17 protein-coding genes are annotated in these 16,924 nt (G+C 60.8%); 15 read left to right on the forward strand and 2 right to left on the reverse strand.

Translation table 11 applies throughout. From position 1 onward, the window contains the following. The first annotated feature begins 414 nt into the window (after nt 1–414). The 8 genes from AC1Q8Q_RS07000 to AC1Q8Q_RS07035 all read left to right on the forward strand — a co-directional run bounded on the left by AC1Q8Q_RS07000 (nt 415) and on the right by AC1Q8Q_RS07035 (nt 9,436). Nucleotides 415–1,302, forward strand: coding sequence for a TauD/TfdA dioxygenase family protein (locus AC1Q8Q_RS07000; protein ID WP_492614924.1), 888 nt, complete (start codon nt 415–417; stop codon nt 1,300–1,302). Nucleotides 1,303–1,320: 18 nt separating this feature from the next. Then, nucleotides 1,321–2,346 (forward strand): ABC transporter substrate-binding protein, encoded by a 1,026-nt coding sequence (locus AC1Q8Q_RS07005; protein ID WP_020795873.1) that lies wholly within the window; start codon nt 1,321–1,323, stop codon nt 2,344–2,346. 5 nt (nt 2,347–2,351) lie between these two features. Further along, on the forward strand, nt 2,352–3,212 hold the full coding sequence (locus AC1Q8Q_RS07010) for an ABC transporter ATP-binding protein (protein WP_168757046.1): 861 nt from the start codon (nt 2,352–2,354) through the stop codon (nt 3,210–3,212). 22 nt (nt 3,213–3,234) lie between these two features. Further along, nucleotides 3,235–4,101, forward strand: a complete 867-nt coding sequence (locus AC1Q8Q_RS07015; protein WP_020795871.1) for an ABC transporter permease — start codon at nt 3,235–3,237, stop codon at nt 4,099–4,101. A 74-nt stretch (nt 4,102–4,175) separates the two neighbouring features. After that, complete coding sequence (locus AC1Q8Q_RS07020; protein WP_020795870.1) at nt 4,176–5,102, forward strand: LysR family transcriptional regulator; 927 nt, start codon at nt 4,176–4,178, stop codon at nt 5,100–5,102. Between the two features lie 211 nt (nt 5,103–5,313). Next, a complete protein-coding gene (locus AC1Q8Q_RS07025) occupies nt 5,314–6,849 on the forward strand; it encodes an MFS transporter (RefSeq protein ID WP_492614925.1) in 1,536 nt (511 codons plus the stop codon). 26 nt (nt 6,850–6,875) lie between these two features. Next, nucleotides 6,876–7,940, forward strand: a complete 1,065-nt coding sequence (locus AC1Q8Q_RS07030; protein WP_020795868.1) for an HlyD family secretion protein — start codon at nt 6,876–6,878, stop codon at nt 7,938–7,940. Next, the gene (locus tag AC1Q8Q_RS07035) at nt 7,937–9,436 is read left to right on the forward strand and encodes an efflux transporter outer membrane subunit (RefSeq protein ID WP_489326995.1); all 1,500 of its coding nucleotides are present in this window, start codon (nt 7,937–7,939) and stop codon (nt 9,434–9,436) included. The genes AC1Q8Q_RS07030 and AC1Q8Q_RS07035 overlap by 4 nt, the downstream gene beginning before the upstream one ends. A gap of 1 nt (nt 9,437) precedes the next feature. Here AC1Q8Q_RS07035 and AC1Q8Q_RS07040 read toward each other — a convergent pair whose 3' ends face one another. Both AC1Q8Q_RS07040 and AC1Q8Q_RS07045 read right to left on the reverse strand, forming a co-directional pair. After that, nucleotides 9,438–10,196 carry a slipin family protein gene (locus AC1Q8Q_RS07040; RefSeq protein WP_033042424.1) on the reverse strand — a complete coding sequence of 253 codons (759 nt, stop codon included), beginning with the start codon at nt 10,194–10,196 and terminating at the stop codon, nt 9,438–9,440. A gap of 2 nt (nt 10,197–10,198) precedes the next feature. Then, entirely contained in the window at nt 10,199–10,732 is a 534-nt protein-coding gene (locus AC1Q8Q_RS07045; protein WP_083349974.1) for an NfeD family protein, read from the reverse strand. Nucleotides 10,733–10,928: 196 nt separating this feature from the next. On the opposite strand from AC1Q8Q_RS07045, the gene AC1Q8Q_RS07050 reads away from it, so the two are divergent. The 7 genes from AC1Q8Q_RS07050 to AC1Q8Q_RS07080 all read left to right on the forward strand — a co-directional run bounded on the left by AC1Q8Q_RS07050 (nt 10,929) and on the right by AC1Q8Q_RS07080 (nt 16,915). Then, nucleotides 10,929–11,390 (forward strand): aminoacyl-tRNA deacylase, encoded by a 462-nt coding sequence (locus AC1Q8Q_RS07050; protein WP_033042421.1) that lies wholly within the window; start codon nt 10,929–10,931, stop codon nt 11,388–11,390. 132 nt (nt 11,391–11,522) lie between these two features. Beyond that, on the forward strand, nt 11,523–11,768 hold the full coding sequence (locus AC1Q8Q_RS07055; RefSeq protein WP_020795863.1) for a DUF2789 domain-containing protein: 246 nt from the start codon (nt 11,523–11,525) through the stop codon (nt 11,766–11,768). A gap of 114 nt (nt 11,769–11,882) precedes the next feature. Continuing rightward, nucleotides 11,883–12,311 (forward strand): MarR family winged helix-turn-helix transcriptional regulator, encoded by a 429-nt coding sequence (locus AC1Q8Q_RS07060; protein ID WP_020795862.1) that lies wholly within the window; start codon nt 11,883–11,885, stop codon nt 12,309–12,311. Continuing rightward, nucleotides 12,308–14,380 (forward strand): FUSC family protein, encoded by a 2,073-nt coding sequence (locus AC1Q8Q_RS07065; protein ID WP_168757051.1) that lies wholly within the window; start codon nt 12,308–12,310, stop codon nt 14,378–14,380. The genes AC1Q8Q_RS07060 and AC1Q8Q_RS07065 overlap by 4 nt, the downstream gene beginning before the upstream one ends. Beyond that, nucleotides 14,377–14,586, forward strand: coding sequence for a DUF1656 domain-containing protein (locus tag AC1Q8Q_RS07070; RefSeq protein ID WP_008059581.1), 210 nt, complete (start codon nt 14,377–14,379; stop codon nt 14,584–14,586). Before AC1Q8Q_RS07065 ends, AC1Q8Q_RS07070 begins: the two co-directional genes overlap by 4 nt. Then, nucleotides 14,583–15,470 (forward strand): efflux RND transporter periplasmic adaptor subunit, encoded by an 888-nt coding sequence (locus AC1Q8Q_RS07075; RefSeq protein ID WP_168757052.1) that lies wholly within the window; start codon nt 14,583–14,585, stop codon nt 15,468–15,470. Before AC1Q8Q_RS07070 ends, AC1Q8Q_RS07075 begins: the two co-directional genes overlap by 4 nt. Continuing rightward, nucleotides 15,467–16,915 carry an efflux transporter outer membrane subunit gene (locus AC1Q8Q_RS07080; protein WP_033042760.1) on the forward strand — a complete coding sequence of 483 codons (1,449 nt, stop codon included), beginning with the start codon at nt 15,467–15,469 and terminating at the stop codon, nt 16,913–16,915. Before AC1Q8Q_RS07075 ends, AC1Q8Q_RS07080 begins: the two co-directional genes overlap by 4 nt. Nucleotides 16,916–16,924: the final 9 nt, after the last annotated feature.

Consider the following 16,924-nt stretch of genomic DNA (forward strand, 5'->3'; position numbering starts at 1 on the left):
AACATGTGTAGCGAATGGCCAGTAAAAATATGACATGTTTTTGGCGTATTAGGCACTTGTCCTGATCAGCGCTCCTAGATGATTGAATCCTGTGTCAGCCAATTGGCGAACTGGGAAGGAAGACGCTAAATCTGGTCATAAAATGGACTGTGAAATCAAAAAAAGCATTCAAGTAGACTTACGTCCATCTGACAGAAGGAGTTACCAACGATCAAAGGGCTGAAGAAGCAGGCAATAAAAGCCATATGTATATTCTATAAAGATATTTAAATTTACTTTCTTATACCTATAAAGTCACTCTCCTGCGTACCTGCCGACCAATCGGCGCGCCGCACGACACGAACCAACACGGGACCTCCGTGAGTTTCTGATCGACGCGCGCGCCTTTGAGCGTGCCGTGCGTGGGAGTGATTTATGTCTGCAGCTTCACCATCGCCAAGCATCGCGCCACAATCTTTCGACATCCGCCCGTTCAGCGGTGCGGTGGGCGCCGAAATCATCGGCCTCGATTTGTCCCGCCCGGTCAATGACCAGGACTTCGCGCGCATTCACCGCGCGCACCTGAATCATCACGTGGTGGTGTTCCGCGACCAACGCATTACCCCCGAACAGCAAATCGATTTCAGCCGCCGTTTCGGTGTGCTGCAGATCCATGTGCTCAAGCAATTCCTGCTGGCCGGGCACCCGGAAATCCTCATCGTTTCCAACATTATCGAAAACGGCCAATCCGTCGGCCTGGGGGACGCCGGCAAGTTCTGGCACTCCGACCTTTCCTATAAAGAACTGCCAAGCCTGGGCTCGATGCTGTATGCCCAGGAACTGCCGTCCGAAGGCGGCGACACGCTATTCGCCGACATGCACAAAGCCTGGGACAGCCTGCCCGAGGCATTACGCAAAGCCGTTGAAGGTCGCTCGGCGGCGCACTCCTATACGGCGCGCTACAGCGAGACCAAATTCGAAGGCAACTGGCGCCCGACCTTGACCCCGGAACAACTGGCCCAGGTTGCCGAAGTCATTCACCCGGTGGTGCGTACCCACCCGGAAAACGGCCGCAAGGCGCTGTTCGTCAGCGAGGGTTTTACCACCCGTATCGTTGGCTTGCCGGAAGACGAGAGCAAGCATTTGCTCGACGAGCTCTACGCCCACAGCGTGTTGCCGCAAAACATCTACCGCCACCAGTGGCAGCCCCATGACCTGGTGTTCTGGGACAACCGATCGCTGATCCACCTCGCCGCCGGATGCCCCAGCCATCTGCGCCGCAAGCTGTATCGCACCACCATCCAGGGCGACGCGCCATTCTGATTTGTCGGAGATTTGACCATGTCCAAACGTCTACCCTTTGCACCGCTGGCCGCAGCAATCGGCCTGGGGTTCAGCCTGATCGCCGGCAGCCTGGTCGCACCGACCGTGGCCCAGGCCGAAGGTGAAATACGCATCGCCGAACAGTTCGGCATCGTTTACCTGCTGCTCAACGTGGTGCGCGATCAGAACCTGATCGAGAAGTACGGCAAGCAGCAAGGCATCGACATAAAGGTCGACTGGACGCAGCTCTCCGGTGGTGCCGCGGTCAACGATGCGCTGCTCTCCGGCTCCATCGATATCGCGGGTGCCGGCGTCGGCCCGCTGCTGACTATCTGGGACCGCACCCACGGCAAGCAGAACGTCAAGGCCGTGGCCTCCCTGGGCAACTTCCCGTACTACCTGGTCAGCAACAATCCCAAGGTCAAGACCATTGCCGACTTCACCGAGAAGGACCGTATCGCGGTACCGGCGGTGGGCGTGTCGGTGCAGTCGCGCTTCCTGCAATATGCCGCCGCCAAGCAGTGGGGCGACAAGGAATTCAACCGCCTCGACAAGTACACCATCGCCGTGCCGCACCCGGATGCCACGGCAGCGTTGATCGCCGGCGGTACCGAGCTGAGCGGGCACTTCTCCAACCCGCCATTCCAGGATCAGGCGCTGGCCAATCCAAACGTGCATGTGGTGCTCAACACCTATGATTTGCTGGGCCCGAACTCACCGACTGTGTTGTTCGCCACCGAAAAATTCCGCAATGAAAACCCGAAAACCTACAAAGCCTTCATCGACGCGCTGACTGAAGCGGCGACCTTTGCCCAGAACGATAAGGGCGCGGCAGCGGACACCTACATTCGCGTCACCAAGGCCAAGATCGACCGCGCCGAGCTGCTGAAAATCATTGACAACCCGCAGTTCGAATTCAGCGTCACGCCGAAAAATACCTACCCCCTGGCCGAGTTCCTCTACCGCGTGGGCGCGATCAAAAACAAGCCGGATTCGTGGAAGGACTACTTCTTCCAGGACGCCAAACCGCTGCAAGGGAGCTGACCGACATGAACGCCCCTTTGCAAGGCCACACGGTCAGCAAGCCGAACGCCTGCGCCCAAGCGCTGTTGTCGGTGGATAACGTCAGCCTGGAATACCGCACGCCCCAGCGGGTGGTGCGTGCCACGCATCAGGTCAGCTTCGAGATCGATCCTGCGGATCGCTTTGTGCTTCTTGGGCCGTCCGGGTGCGGCAAATCGACATTGCTCAAGGCTGCCGCGGGATTCATCCAGCCAGTCGAAGGCGAGATCCGTCTGCAAGGCCAGCGCGTCCATGCGCCAGGACCTGACCGGATCGTGGTGTTCCAGGAATTCGATCAACTACCACCGTGGAAAACCGTCAAGCAGAACGTGATGTTCCCGCTGCTGGCTTCTAAAACCCTCAAGCGCAAGGAAGCCGAAGAACGGGCGTTGCACTACCTGGACAAGGTCGGTCTGGCGGCGTTTGCCGATGCCTATCCGCACACCCTGTCAGGCGGCATGAAGGCGCGGGTTGCCATCGCCCGGGCCTTGGCAATGCAGCCGAAAATCCTCTTGATGGACGAACCCTTCGCCGCGCTCGACGCCCTGACCCGACGCAAAATGCAGGAAGAATTGCTGCTGCTCTGGGAGGAAGTGCGCTTCACATTGCTGTTCGTCACGCACTCCATCGAGGAGGCGTTGGTGGTGGGCAATCGCATCCTGCTGCTGTCGCCGCATCCGGGGCGCGTGCGTGCCGAAGTCCACAGCCATCAGTACGACTTGCACAGCCTGGGCGGCGTGGCATTCCAGGAGTCGGCGCGGCGCATCCATCGCTTGTTATTCGATGAAGGCCAGTCGCCGGGAACCGAGCGCGAGCTGGATTTCGCCGACATCCGCATTGCTTATTGAGCCAGTTTGAGAGGAGGGCCCGATGAGCCATTTATCATCCCCGCGTGAAGAGTTCGAAACGGTTTTGCAGCCACTCACCAGCGTACCGCTGGAACGCGAGCTGCCGCTTGGCCAGCGCCTGTGGCAACAGGGTTGGCTGCGCAAAAGCCTGATCCTGATTTTGCTCGCCGTACTCTGGGAAGCCGTTGCCCGTTATCAGAACAACGATCTGCTGCTGCCAAGTTTTGTGCAGACCACGCATGCGCTGTACGACGGCCTGCTCAGCGGCGAATTGCTGGGTAAAGTGTGGATTTCCCTGGTGGTGCTGCTCAAGGGCTACCTGATCGGCATCGTCCTGGCCTTCGCCCTGACCACCTTGGCGGTGTCGACCCAATTGGGCCGCGACCTGCTTAGCACCCTGACCTCGATGTTCAACCCGTTGCCGGCGATTGCGCTGCTGCCTCTGGCGCTGCTGTGGTTCGGTCTGGGGCAGAACAGCCTGATCTTCGTACTGGTGCATTCGGTGCTCTGGGCCCTGGCGCTCAATACCTACGCAGGCTTTCTCGGCGTCTCGGAAACCCTGCGCATGGCCGGGCGCAACTACGGCCTCAAGGGCCTGCGCCTGGTGCTGTTCATCCTGATCCCGGCGGCGCTGCCATCGATCCTCGCCGGCTTGAAAATCGGCTGGGCCTTTGCCTGGCGCACGTTGATCGCTGCCGAACTGGTGTTTGGCGCGACCAGTGGCAAGGGTGGGTTGGGTTGGTACATCTTCCAGAACCGTAATGAGCTGTACACGGACAAGGTGTTTGCCGGGTTGGCGGTGGTGATTCTGATTGGGTTGCTGGTTGAGAATCTGGTGTTTGATACGTTGGAGCGGGTGACGGTGAAGCGGTGGGGGATGCAGCGCTGATCCGTTGAGTCTGCCTGTCAATGATTTGCTAGCATTGTGCCTGAATCAATCCTGATAAGGCACGCGTGCTCTCCATGCAACTACCAGATATGAACCTGTTGGTCGCCCTCGACGCCTTGCTCGACGAGGGCAGTGTGGTGGGCGCCGCGCGGCGAATGAATCTCAGCCCGGCGGCCATGAGCCGCACCCTGACGCGTATCCGCGAAGCCATCGGTGATCCGATCCTGGTGCGAGCCGGCCGTGGTCTGGTGCCGACGCCAAAGGCACTTGAATTACGCGAGCAGGTACGCGACGTAGTAGAGCAGGCCGCGCACTTGTTCCACTCGGCCAGGGTTGTGGACCTGGGCAGCCTGCGCCGGCGCTTCAGTATTCGGGCCAACGATTTTTTCATCGGCATCTATGGCGGCAAGCTGTTCGACACCATGGAGCGTCAGGCCCCGCACTGCGAATTACGTTTTGCGCCAGAGGGCGATGGCGATGATGAGGCCTTGCGAGAGGGTCGCATCGATCTGAGCGTCAGCAACAACCGGCCGTTGATGCCGGAAGTGAAGGTGCAGAATCTGTTCTCCACCCAGTTTGTCGGCCTGGTGCGCGAGGATCACCCCTTGCTCGATCAAGAAATCACCGCAGAACGTTTTGCTGGCTATTCACATATCAGCATGTCCCGTCGCGGGATCGCTCGCGGGCCGATCGATGCGGCGCTCAACGCCCTGGGCCTGGAGCGGCGAGTGGCGGTGATTGCGCCAAGTTTCCACGCGGCGATGTTTGCCTTGCCCGATTCCGACCTGATTCTGCCGGTGCCCAGGGAGACGCTGTTGAGCGTGCGTCGACTGGGGCTGAAATTACGCTCGTTCACCTTGCCCATTCCATTGCCGACCATCGTGCTTAACCAGGCCTGGCACCCGCGCTTCGACAATGACCCCGCTCACCGCTGGCTGCGTGAAACGCTGAAAGCTTGCTGTGACGAGACGTGGTTGGCAGCGCAACCGGTGGTGAGTTGAACGAATGAACCTGTGGGAGCGAGCCTGCTCGCGATAGCGGGGTGTCAGTCAACGGTGATGGTGAATGTTACAACCCTTTCGCGAGCAGGCTCGCTCCCACAGGTTCTGCAGCATTGCGTGTAACGCACTTATAACCTGTCGATAAGTCAGTTTTCGTCAGGTCACACGCTTCATAGAATGTTTCGGACTTCAAATCCCGGAGCTCGCAACAATGACTTCCATCACGGTCACGGCACCTCTCGCCGCGACCATCCCGACGGCCGCCACACCACCGGTTTTCGGCCCGCGGATCATCATCGGCCTGGTTGGCGTGTTGCTGGCAGTGCTGGTGTCGGGCCTGAACGAGATGGTGACCAAGGTTGCCCTGGCCGATATCCGTGGCGGGTTGGCCATCGGTTACGACGAAGGCACCTGGCTAGTCGCTTGCTATGCCGCGACCTCGGTGGCTGCCATGGCGTTTGCGCCTTGGTGTGCCGTCACGTTCTCGCTGCGGCGCTTCACCCTTTACGCCATCAGTGCCTTCACGCTGTTGGGGGTTTTGTGCCCGCTGGCGCCGAACTACGAAAGCCTGCTGGTCCTGCGCACGTTGCAGGGGCTGGCCGGTGGCGCGCTGCCGCCGATGCTGATGACCGTTGCCCTGCGTTTTCTGCCAGCCAACGTAAAGCTCTACGGATTGGCTGGTTATGCCCTGACGGCCACTTTCGGCCCGGGCCTGGGCACGCCACTGGCAGGCCTCTGGACCGAGTATGTGGGCTGGCAGTGGACCTTCTGGCAAGTGGTCGTACCCTGCTTGATTGCCCTGGTCGCGGTTGCCTACGGCATACCCCAGGACCCGCTGCGGCTGGAGCGTTTCAAACAGTTCAACTGGCGTGGTTTGCTGTTGGGTTTTCCGGCGATCTGCATGCTGGTGATTGGCATCTTGCAGGGCAATCGGCTGGACTGGTTCGAGTCGAGCCTGATTGTTGGATTGCTGGTGGGCGGTACGCTGTTGCTGGTGCTGTTTTTAATCAACGAGTGGTCGCAGCCGATTCCGTTTTTCAAGATGCAGATGCTCGGCATCCGCAACCTGTCGTTCGCGCTGGTCACCCTGGCCGGCGTGCTGGTGGTGTTGCTGGCGGTGGTAGTAATTCCTTCCAGCTATCTGGCGCAGGTTCAGGGGTATCGCCCGGTACAAACTGCACCCATCACCCTGCTGGCGGCGCTCCCGCAATTGATAGCGCTGCCGTTGGTCGCTGCGCTGTGCAACCTGCGCTGGGTCGATTGCCGCTGGGTATTGGGGATCGGCCTGAGCATGCTGGTGTTGTCCTGCATCGGCGGTTCGCAGTTGACCTCGGCGTGGATTCGCGACGAGTTCTATGTCCTGCAACTGCTGCAGATCTTCGGTCAACCCATGGCGGTCCTGCCGCTGCTGATGCTCTCGACTGGCAGCATCAACCCCATGGACGGGCCGTTTGCGTCGTCCTGGTTCAACACCGTGAAAGGCCTGGCAGCAGTGGTCGCCACCGGCGTGCTGGAAACCCTGACCACGCAGCGCCTGCATTTTCACTCGACCATGCTGGTGGACCGTCTCGGCAACTCTCCCCTGGTCGACAGCGACGCCCCGGGCCTTGCCCACCGGCTGCATGAGCAGGCCGTGGTGCTGGCCGCCTCGGACCTTTACCTGTGCATGGCCGGCGTCGCATTGGCGCTGATCCTGCTGATTTTCTGGCTGCCGACGCGGATCTATCCGCCCCGTGCGCCGACTTGAACGCATCACTGAAACAGAAGGTTTTCATGACGACTCAATCCAAGCAAAAAGTAGCTGTTGGCGTCGCCGTCGTGATCGCGACGGGCGTACTGATTTATCTGCTGGCGCCCGGCCTGTTTGGCCAGCGCACAGAGCAGAGCACCAATGATGCCTATGTCTCGGCTGACTACACACTGGTGGTGCCGCGCGTTGCCGGGTTCATCAAGCAAGTGCTGGTGGAAGACAACCAGCAGGTCAAGGCCGGGCAACTGCTGGCGCTGATCGATGATCGCGACCTGCGCGCCGCCGCCGAAGCGGCCGCCGCCGAAGCCGTGGTGGCTCAGGCGCAACTGCAAAATGCCCGGGCGACGCTTGAGCGTCAGGCCTCGGTGATCGCCCAGGCACAGGCACAGGTAGTGTCCGCCAAGGCTGAAATAGCCTTCGCTCAACATGAACTGAACCGATACGACCACCTGGCCGGGGTCGGTGCCGGCACGGTGCAGAATGCTCAGCAAGCGCGCACGCGCATCGATCAGGCTACTGCCCGGTTGGCCAATGTCACGGCGGTGCTGGCGGCGGAGCGCAAGCAGGTGGATATCCTTACGGCCCAGCGTGACGGAGCAGAAGGTGGGTTGAAACGGGCGCAGGCAAAGCTGGAAATCGCCAGTTACGAACTGTCTTACACACGTATTACCGCGCCGCAGGATGGCATGGTCGGTGAGCGCGCGTTGCGTGTCGGGGCCTATGTCACGCCGGGCAGCAAACTGCTCGCCGTGGTACCGCTGGCGCAAGCCTATGTGGTGGCCAACTTCCAGGAAACCCAACTGACGAATGTGCAGCCAGGGCAGGACGTGCAGGTGCGTGTCGACACCTTTGGCGGCGCAGCGCTGAACGGCCGGGTCGAGAGCATCGCACCGGCCACCGGCGTGACCTTTGCTTCAATCAAGCCGGATAACGCGACGGGCAACTTCACCAAGGTGGTGCAGCGGATTCCGGTGAAGATCGTGCTGGAACCGGGTCAGCCGTTAGCCGAACGGTTGCGGGTGGGGATGTCGGTGGAGGCGAGTATCGATACGGCTGGTGCGAAGGCCAATGAGGTTGCGCAGCGATGAGTATCTTCGTTGATTGCGATCCCCTGTGGGAGCGAGCCTGCTCGCGAAGAGGCCATCCGTCTCGACTCACCCTTTGTGCCTTGCTCGTGATGAGCCTGTCAGCCTGCACCGTAGGCCCTGACTTCCAAAAACCTCAGGCACAGCAAGTCACCGAGTGGGCGAAACCATCCAAGGCCGCCGCCAGCCAGGCCAGTGAGGAGACGATGAACGAACGCTGGTGGCAAGTGTTCAACGATCCGCAACTCTCGGCCCTCACTCAACGTGCCCTGAGCGACAACCTTGACCTGAAACTCGCCAGCAGCCGCTTGCAACAAAGCCGTGCTTTACGCCAGGTGATCACCGCCGACCGCTATCCGAATACCGCCGCCACGGGTAGTTACGCCCGTAAACGCAACAGCGGCGAAGGCCTGAGCGATCCGTCGGGGCACAACGGCAATTCTGCATTCAGTCTCTGGGATGCCGGCTTCTCCGCCTCTTGGGAGCTGGATTTCTGGGGTCGCGTGCGCCGCGAAACCGAGGCCGCCAATGCCACCGTGGAAGTCGCCGAAAACGACCGTCGTGGTGTGCTGTTGTCGGTGCTGTCGGAAACCGCTCAGGACTACATTCAACTGCGCGGAGTGCAGAACACCCGTGCCGTTACCGAACAGAACCTCGAGGTCGCTCGGCACAGCCTGAAACTTTCGCAGCTGCGCCTGGCTGATGGTGTCGCAACGGACCTTGATGTCGCCGAAGCCGCCGCCCAGGTCGCGGCCATCGAGTCGCGCCTGCCAGCACTGGAGCAGCGCCAGGCCCAACTGATCAACGCCTTGAGCCTGTTGATGGGGGAACCTCCCCAGGCGCTGGCGGCCGAGTTATCCACTGACGCGCCGGTGCCGCAAACGCCGCGCCAGGTTGCCATCGGCCTGCCTTCGCAACTGGCCGAGCGCCGCCCGGACATTCGCCAGGCCGAAGCCCGCCTGCATGCCGCGACCGCGAGCATCGGCGTGGCCAAGGGGGATTTTTATCCACGGATTACCCTGTCAGGCAGCGTCGGTTCGCAAGCCATGCAACTGAGCGATTTCGGTTCCTGGGGTTCACGCACGTTCGGCATCGGCCCGCAATTCAGCCTGCCGCTGTTCGACGGCGGCCGCCTGCGCGGCGTGCTGAACCTGCGCGAAGCCCAGCAACAGGAAGCGGCCATCGCCTATCAGCAAACCGTATTGCGCGCCTGGCATGAAATCGACGACCAATTGAGCGCTTACAACGCCAGCCAACTGCGCCGCGACAGCCTCGCCGAAGCGGTACGCCAGAACCGTATCGCCCTGCAAACCGCGCAACAGCAATATGTCGAGGGCGTGGTGGACTTCGTCAACGTCCTTACCGTGCAAGGCGCATTGCTGGCGACCCAGGAGCAATGGGTGGAGAGTTCCACCGGCGTGTCGCTGGCAGCAGTCGGGTTGTACAAGGCACTGGGTGGCGGATGGGAGTCGGTTTATCCGCTGGCGGCGCAACGCTGACTCAAGGTTTAGCCGACAGATCCGCCATGCCCTTGAGCAATTCGATCGGCAACGGGAAGACAATGGTCGAACTCTTGTCCCCGGCGATCGAACTCAGCGTCTGCATATAACGCAGCTGCATGGCGCCGGGTTGGCGGCCGAGCATTTCGGCGGCTTGCATGAGTTTTTCCGACGCCTGCAATTCGCCTTCCGCGTGGATCACCTTGGCCCGGCGTTCGCGTTCCGCTTCTGCTTGTCTGGCGATGGCGCGGATCATCGATTCGTTGAGGTCCACGTGTTTGATTTCGACATTGGCAACCTTGATGCCCCAGGCGTCGGTCTGGGCGTCGAGTACTTGCTGGATGTCGATGTTCAGCCGTTCTCGCTCAGCCAACAGTTCATCAAGTTCGTGTTTACCGAGCACCGCACGCAAGGTGGTTTGCGCCAGCTGGCTGGTGGCCATGAGAAAATCTTCGACCTGAATGATTGCCTTCTGTGGATCAAGTACTCGGAAGTACAGGACTGCATTGACTTTGACCGAGACGTTATCGCGGGTGATCACATCTTGCGGCGGGACGTCGAGGACGATGGTGCGCAAGTCGACCCGGACCATTTGCTGGATCACCGGAATCAGCAGGATCAGGCCGGGGCCCTTGACCTGCCAGAAGCGTCCGAGCTGGAACACCACCCCACGCTCGTACTCGCGCAGGATGCGGAACGTCGCCCCCGCCAGTGCGATCAGCAGTAGCAGCAGCGCGACAAAACCGATTTGCAGACCCATGGCTAACCTCCAACCGTTACCGCGTCAGCCGCGGCCACTTCCAGCAACAATCCCTTGCGCGCCACCACCCGGACCTTTTGCCCGACCTGCAATGGCTGGGCGCTCGATACCTGCCAGTGTTCGCCCTGTAGATGCACCCAGCCCAGACACGCATCGCCGGCCTGCAAAGACAGCACCGGGGTCACGCTGCCCAACAGTCCGGCGTCACCGCTGACGGTGTGGCGCGGTCGGGTCTTGAGGGCGCGGATCAACAGGAATATCAAGAGCAGCGCGCTGAGCAGTCCCAGGCCGATCATCAACGGCACGGGCAGTTCGGCATTGGTCAGGATCACTGCGCCGATCACGAACATCACGATTCCGCCCAGACCGATCACGCCATAGTTGGGCAGCGCCGCCTCGGCGATTAAAAAAGCGATACCGAAAGTGATCAGCCAGATCCCCGCGGGATTGGAACCGGGCAGTTCGGCGGTGTCCGCAGCGATGGCGACTCCGCTCAATGCCAACAGCAACGCAAGCGCACAACAACGAGTGTTCACGTGACCCTCCAGGAGAGTCGCAGGTGGTTCTGTATACAGTCTAGTTGAGGCGCTGGTTGTATGAATTTTGCTCAGTTGTCGACCTGTCCGATGGGCGGAATTCCCGCTGGTTTGCCCCAGCGGGCCTAGACTTTTACTACGTACAAAAGTGTTAACCATCGTCCGCCAGGCGTTTCTGCGGACACCGAGGTGCATCATGCGTATGGCAAGAACCGTGCAGAAAAGCCTGGAGCAGGCTCAATGCGAATATGACATCGTCACCCATCCCCATTCGGCCAGCAGCCTCGAAACCGCACGGGTGGCGGGTATACCTGCAGAACGGGTGGCCAAGTCGGTCATTCTTGACGACCACCACGGGCATTACCTGATGGCCGTGCTTCCCGCCAGCCGTCACCTGGACTTGAGCAAAGTGCGCAGCACCGGTGAATGGCAGGTTTCCCGCGAGAGCAACCTTCCGCATCTGTTTGAAGACTGCGAACGCGGGGCCGTGCCGGCCCTGGGCGAAGCCTATGGACTTGACGTTGTCATCGACCCGCTGCTGACTCGACAGAAAGACATCTATCTGGAAGCCGGCAATCACATCAACCTGCTGCACATGGACATGCCGCAATTCCTGAAAATGGTGCCCCATGCAGAGGTGCGGGAGTTGAGTCATTGAGGATCGTTTCGTCAATGCTGTCGTCTTCACGAGCGGGCTCGCTCCCACAAGGTGAACGCCTTCCCTGTGGGAGCGAGCCTGCTCGCGATTGACCGCGCAGCGGTCCCTTTATCAGTTTTACTGGAGCCCGACATGGAAAACCCAACCCACAATCTTCCCTCCCTGTTCAAGCAACTCGGCCTGCCTGACGACGCCGAGAGCATCGACAAATTCATCACCACCCACTCACCGCTCAAACCGGACCTGCACCTGGCGGATGCTTTTTTCTGGAACCCGAGCCAGGCGGATCTGTTGCGCAATGAAATTCTGGAAGACGCCGATTGGGCGGAGGTGGTGGATCAGCTGGATGTGATGTTGAGGAAGGGGAGGGGAATGTAAAAAGCCGAAGATTTGTTTCAAAACTTGACTGAAAATCCCTTCCAATGCCATATTGATAGTTAGCAAACTAACAGTGTGTTTTCCCTCGTGCCGAATAACCTCGACGCTCTGCAAATGAACATCAGCAGCACCATGGTGGTGGCCGCCCGGCACTGGCGCAAAATCTGCCAGTCCACCCTGGCCAACTATGGAATTTCCGAAGCTTGTGCCGTCCCGTTACTGATGATCGGGCGTCTAGGCGAGGGCGTGCGGCAGGTGACGGTGGCGCAGGCGGCGGGGATGGAAAGCCCGTCCCTGGTACGTTTGCTCGATCAGTTGTGCCATGGCGGTTACGTCTGCCGCACCGCAGACGCCCAGGACCGGCGCGCCAAATGCCTGAGCCTGACCGCTACCGGTCGGACCCTGGTGCAAGCCGTCGAGGTTGAGTTGGTGCGTTTGCGTCATGAAGTCCTCGAAGGCATCGATCCGGCAGATCTTGAAGCGACGCTGCGCGTATTGAAGGCCTTCGAGTCGGCCAGTCATTTGCCGGTAACCAGCCCTTGAACGGTTTCTTTTCCGGTATGCCCCCGGCCCGGGACTGGTTCTACGGAGTACGCACCTTCGCGGCCTCGATGATCGCGCTGTATATCGCCTTGCTCATGCAAATGCCGCGTCCTTATTGGGCGATGGCCACGGTGTATATCGTTTCCAGCCCGTTTGTCGGCCCCACCAGTTCCAAGGCTTTGTACCGCGCAGTCGGCACTTTTCTGGGCGCCGCTGCGGCGGTCCTGTTCGTGCCGATGTTCGTGCAGAGTCCTTATGTGCTGGTGCTGGTCATCGCACTGTGGACCGGGATTTTGTTGTTCCTGTCCATGCATTTGCGCACCGCGAACAATTACGCCCTGATGCTGGCCGGCTACACCTTGCCTTTGATCGCCCTGCCGGTAGTGAATAACCCGTTGGCAGTGTGGGACGTGGCCGAAGCGCGCACAGAAGAAATTTTCCTCGGCATCGCCGTCGCTGCGGTGGTCGGTGCGATGTTCTGGCCGCGACGGCTGGCGCCGGTGTTCAACGATTCGGTGAGCAAGTGGTTTGCCGACGCGTCGAATTACAGCACGCGCTTTCTCGCCCGCAACGTGCAGCCCGAGGAGGTCAGCGCCTTGCGCGCCTCAATGGTCGCCACGTTCAATACCCTGGAACTGATGATCGGTCAGTTGCCCCACGAAGGCGCGCGTCCGCAAACAGTGCGCAACACCAAGGAGTTGCGCGGACGGATGATTCACCTGTTGCCAGTGATCGATGCCCTCGACGATGCGCTCTACGCGCTGGAAAGGCGCACCCCTGAGCTGGTGGACAAGTTCGCGCCATTGCTGGCCGCTGCCACTGAATGGCTCGATCACAAGAATGCTGATCCCGAGCGTTGGCAAGCGCTCAAAGACCAACTCGAAGCGCTGCAGCCCAGCACCGCAGTGCTGGATGATCGCAAGCAACTGCTGTTCTCCAACGCCATTTATCGCCTCGGCGAGTGGGTCGATTTGTGGCAGGACTGTCGCAGCCTGCAACACGCGATCCAGTGCGAAAGCCAGGACAGTTGGCGTGCGGTCTATCGGCATTGGCGCCTGGGGCGCCTGACCCCCTTTCTGGATCGTGGGCTGATGCTCTATTCCGCCGCTTCCACCGTCGCGGCGATCATTGTCGCCTCCGTGCTGTGGATTCTGCTGGGCTGGACCGATGGCGGCAGTGCAGTGATCCTGGCGGCAGTGGCGTGCAGCTTCTTTGCCTCGATGGATGACCCGGCACCGCAGATCTACCGATTCTTTTTCTGGACGGCGATGTCGGTGGTATTCGCCAGCCTTTACCTGTTTCTCGTCCTGCCCAATCTGCATGATTTCCCGATGCTGGTGCTGGCCTTCGCCGTACCGTTCATCTGCATCGGCACACTGACGGTCAAGCCGCAGTTTTACCTGGGCATGTTGCTGACGCTGGTCAATACCTCGTCGTTCATCAGTATTCAGGGCGCCTACGACGCGGACTTCCTCAGTTTCGCCAACTCCAACCTGGCTGGACCGGTGGGTTTGCTGTTCGCGTTCGTCTGGACCCTGATCGCCCGGCCGTTCGGTGCGGAGCTTGCGGCCAAACGCCTGACCCGTTTCGCCTGGCGCGACATTGTCAGCCTCACTGAGCCGGCCACGCTGGCCGACCATCGACGCCTGGGCGTGCAGGTCCTGGATCGACTGATGCAGCATCTACCGCGGCTGGCGGTGACCGGCCAGGACACCGGCATCGCCTTGCGCGAAGTTCGTGTGGCGCTGAACCTGCTTGACCTGCTGGCTTATACGCCGCGGGTTCACGGCGTTCCGCAGGCATTGCTGCGTCAGGTAGTGGCCGAGGTCGGCGAATACTTCAAGGCCTGCCTTAAGGCCGGCGAACGCCTGCCGGCGCCGAGTCCGTTGCTGATGACCCTCGACCGAACGCGCCGAGCGTTGGGCGGCGCGGGTGATGAAGAAACCCGCTTGCACCTGCTGCACGCCTTGAGCGGCTTGCGCCTGGCGTTGTTGCCCGGCGTCGAATTCGTCGGATCTGCCGAGCCCGAAGAACCGCTTCCCCATGGCATCGATGGAGCGCCTTTATGATCGGTGATCTGGATATCAGCGGGGTGTTTTTGCCTACGCTGCTGGTGCTGATGGGCATTACCTATGTGTTGTACCTGTTGGTGCACGGGGTGCTGACGCGCCTGCACTTTTACCGTCTGGTCTGGCACCGGGCATTGTTTAACGTGGCTCTCTACGCCTTGCTGCTTGGCGCCGTGGATTCACTCAGTCGATACCTGATGACATGAAAAAGCCGTTTTTAACCCTTGGTCGCGTGGTCCTGACCCTGTTGATCGTAACTTTCGCCGTGGTCGTGGTCTGGCGCATGGTGATGTACTACATGTTCGCGCCCTGGACCCGTGACGGGCACATCCGGGCCGACATCGTGCAGATCGCGCCGGACGTATCCGGGCTGATCCAGCAAGTGCAAGTGCGCGACAACCAGTTGGTAAAGCGCGGCCAAGTAATGTTCAGCATCGACCAGGACCGTTTCAAACTGGCCTTGCGCCAGGCGAAAGCGGCGGTCGCAGACCGCGAGGAAACCTTGGCCCAGGCCCAGCGTGAAGCCAAGCGTAACAAAGGTCTTGGCAATCTGGTGCCGGGCGAACAACTGGAAGAAAGCCAGTCCCGGGTGGCCCGCGCACAAGTGGCGTTGATGGAAGCCCAGGTAGCGGTAGACAGCGCGCAACTGAACCTCGACCGTTCGGTGATCAGAAGTCCCGTGGACGGTTACGTCAACGACCGCGCGCCGCGAACCCAGGAGTTCGTCAGTGCCGGGCGGCCAGTGTTGTCTGTCGTGGACAGCAATTCTTTCCATATCGACGGCTATTTCGAAGAAACCAAACTCAACGGCATCCACATCGGCCAAAGCGTCGACATCCGGGTCATTGGCGACAATGCGCGCCTACGCGGCCATGTGGAAAGCATCGTGGCCGGTATCGAAGACCGCGACCGCACCAGTGGCAACAACTTGCTGCCCAACGTCAATCCGGCCTTCAGCTGGGTGCGGTTGGCCCAGCGGATTCCCGTGCGTATCGCCTTCGATGAGGTCCCTGAGGATTTCCGCATGATCGCCGGGCGCACCGCCACGGTATCGATCATCGACGACCAGAACCGGGAGCCCGTGCAATGAGCAAGGCCTCGGGTTTGGCGATCGCCGGATTAGGCTTGCTGCTGTCGGCGTGTCAGATGGTCGGTCCGGATTATCACCTGCCGGACGAAGCCGCGATCCACCGTGAAGACCTGCAGGGCGAACTGGCAGTGGACGGCAAGCCGGTGGTTTCGGCGCCGGTGCCTGCCGATTGGTGGCGCTTGTATCAGGACCCGCGGCTGGACCAACTGGTACAGCAGGCCATGGCGTCCAACACTGATTTGCGTGTAGCGGCCGCCAGCCTGCTGCGCGCTCGCGCTCAGGTGGACGAGGCCGAGGCGGCGGGCGGCTGGAGCGGTGGGGTGAAGATGGGCGCCCAGCGCTTGCAGGAATCCGGTGAAGCGTTCTTGCTGCCGGAAAAGGTGCCGGTGGCCAACATCGGCGATATCGGCATCAGCGCGTCCTACCAATTTGACCTGTTCGGCACCTTGCAGCGCGGCATCGAAGCGGCCAAGGCCAATGCCGATGCGACCCAGGCTGCCGCCGATACGGCGCGCATCACTCTGGTGGCCGATGTGGTCCGGGCTTACACCCAGGTGTGCGCAGCCAACGAGGAACGGGAAATCGCCCAGCATTCCCTCGACCTGCAAGCCCAGAGCACCACGCTGATCCAGCGTTTGCGCGATGCCGGGCGTGGCGACGAAACCCAGGTCACCCGTTCGCAAACCCAATTCAAATCCTTGCGCGCCGACATGCCGCGCTATGAGGCGGCACGTCAGGCCGGGCTGTTCCGCTTGTCGATGCTGCTGGCCAAGCCGGTGGATCAACTACCGGCCGGCACCGCCAGCTGCGACGAACTGCCAAAAATCACACAATTGGTACCCGTGGGCGACGGCGCATCGCTGCTCAAGCGCCGCCCCGACATCCGCCAGGCCGAACGTCGACTGGCGGCCGCGACCGCGGGTATCGGCATTGCTACCGGTGAGCTTTACCCGGACATTCGCATCGGCGCGACCATCGGCACGGTCGGTCTCCTGGAAAACCTCGGCGAACCCTCTGCCAACCGTTGGGGCTTTGGCCCATCGCTGACCTGGAATGTGCCGACCAACGGCGCCAGGGCACGAATTCGCGAAGCTGAAGCGGTGACCCAGGCGACGCTGGCGCATTTCGATGGAGTGGTACTCAACGCTATTCGTGAAACCCAGACCGGCCTGGCCCAGTACTCCGCCTTGCTGCAACGCCGTGAGGCGCTGGCGGACGCCGAGCAGTCGGCGAAGCTGGCCGCCGACCAGACCCATCGTTTCTTCCAGGCCGGTCGTGCATCGTTCCTGGCGGACTTGCAGGCGACCCGCACCTACATCGACGTCACCGCGCAACTGGCCGCTGCCAACACCCAAGTTGCCATCAGCCAGATCGATTTGTTCCTCGCCTTGGGCGGTGGTTGGGAAAGCGGACGAACGCAAGCATCGAACTCCGGCAAACCCTGAGGCCGTTGC

The organism is Pseudomonas sp. GW823-FHT06B06 (assembly GCF_058795195.1).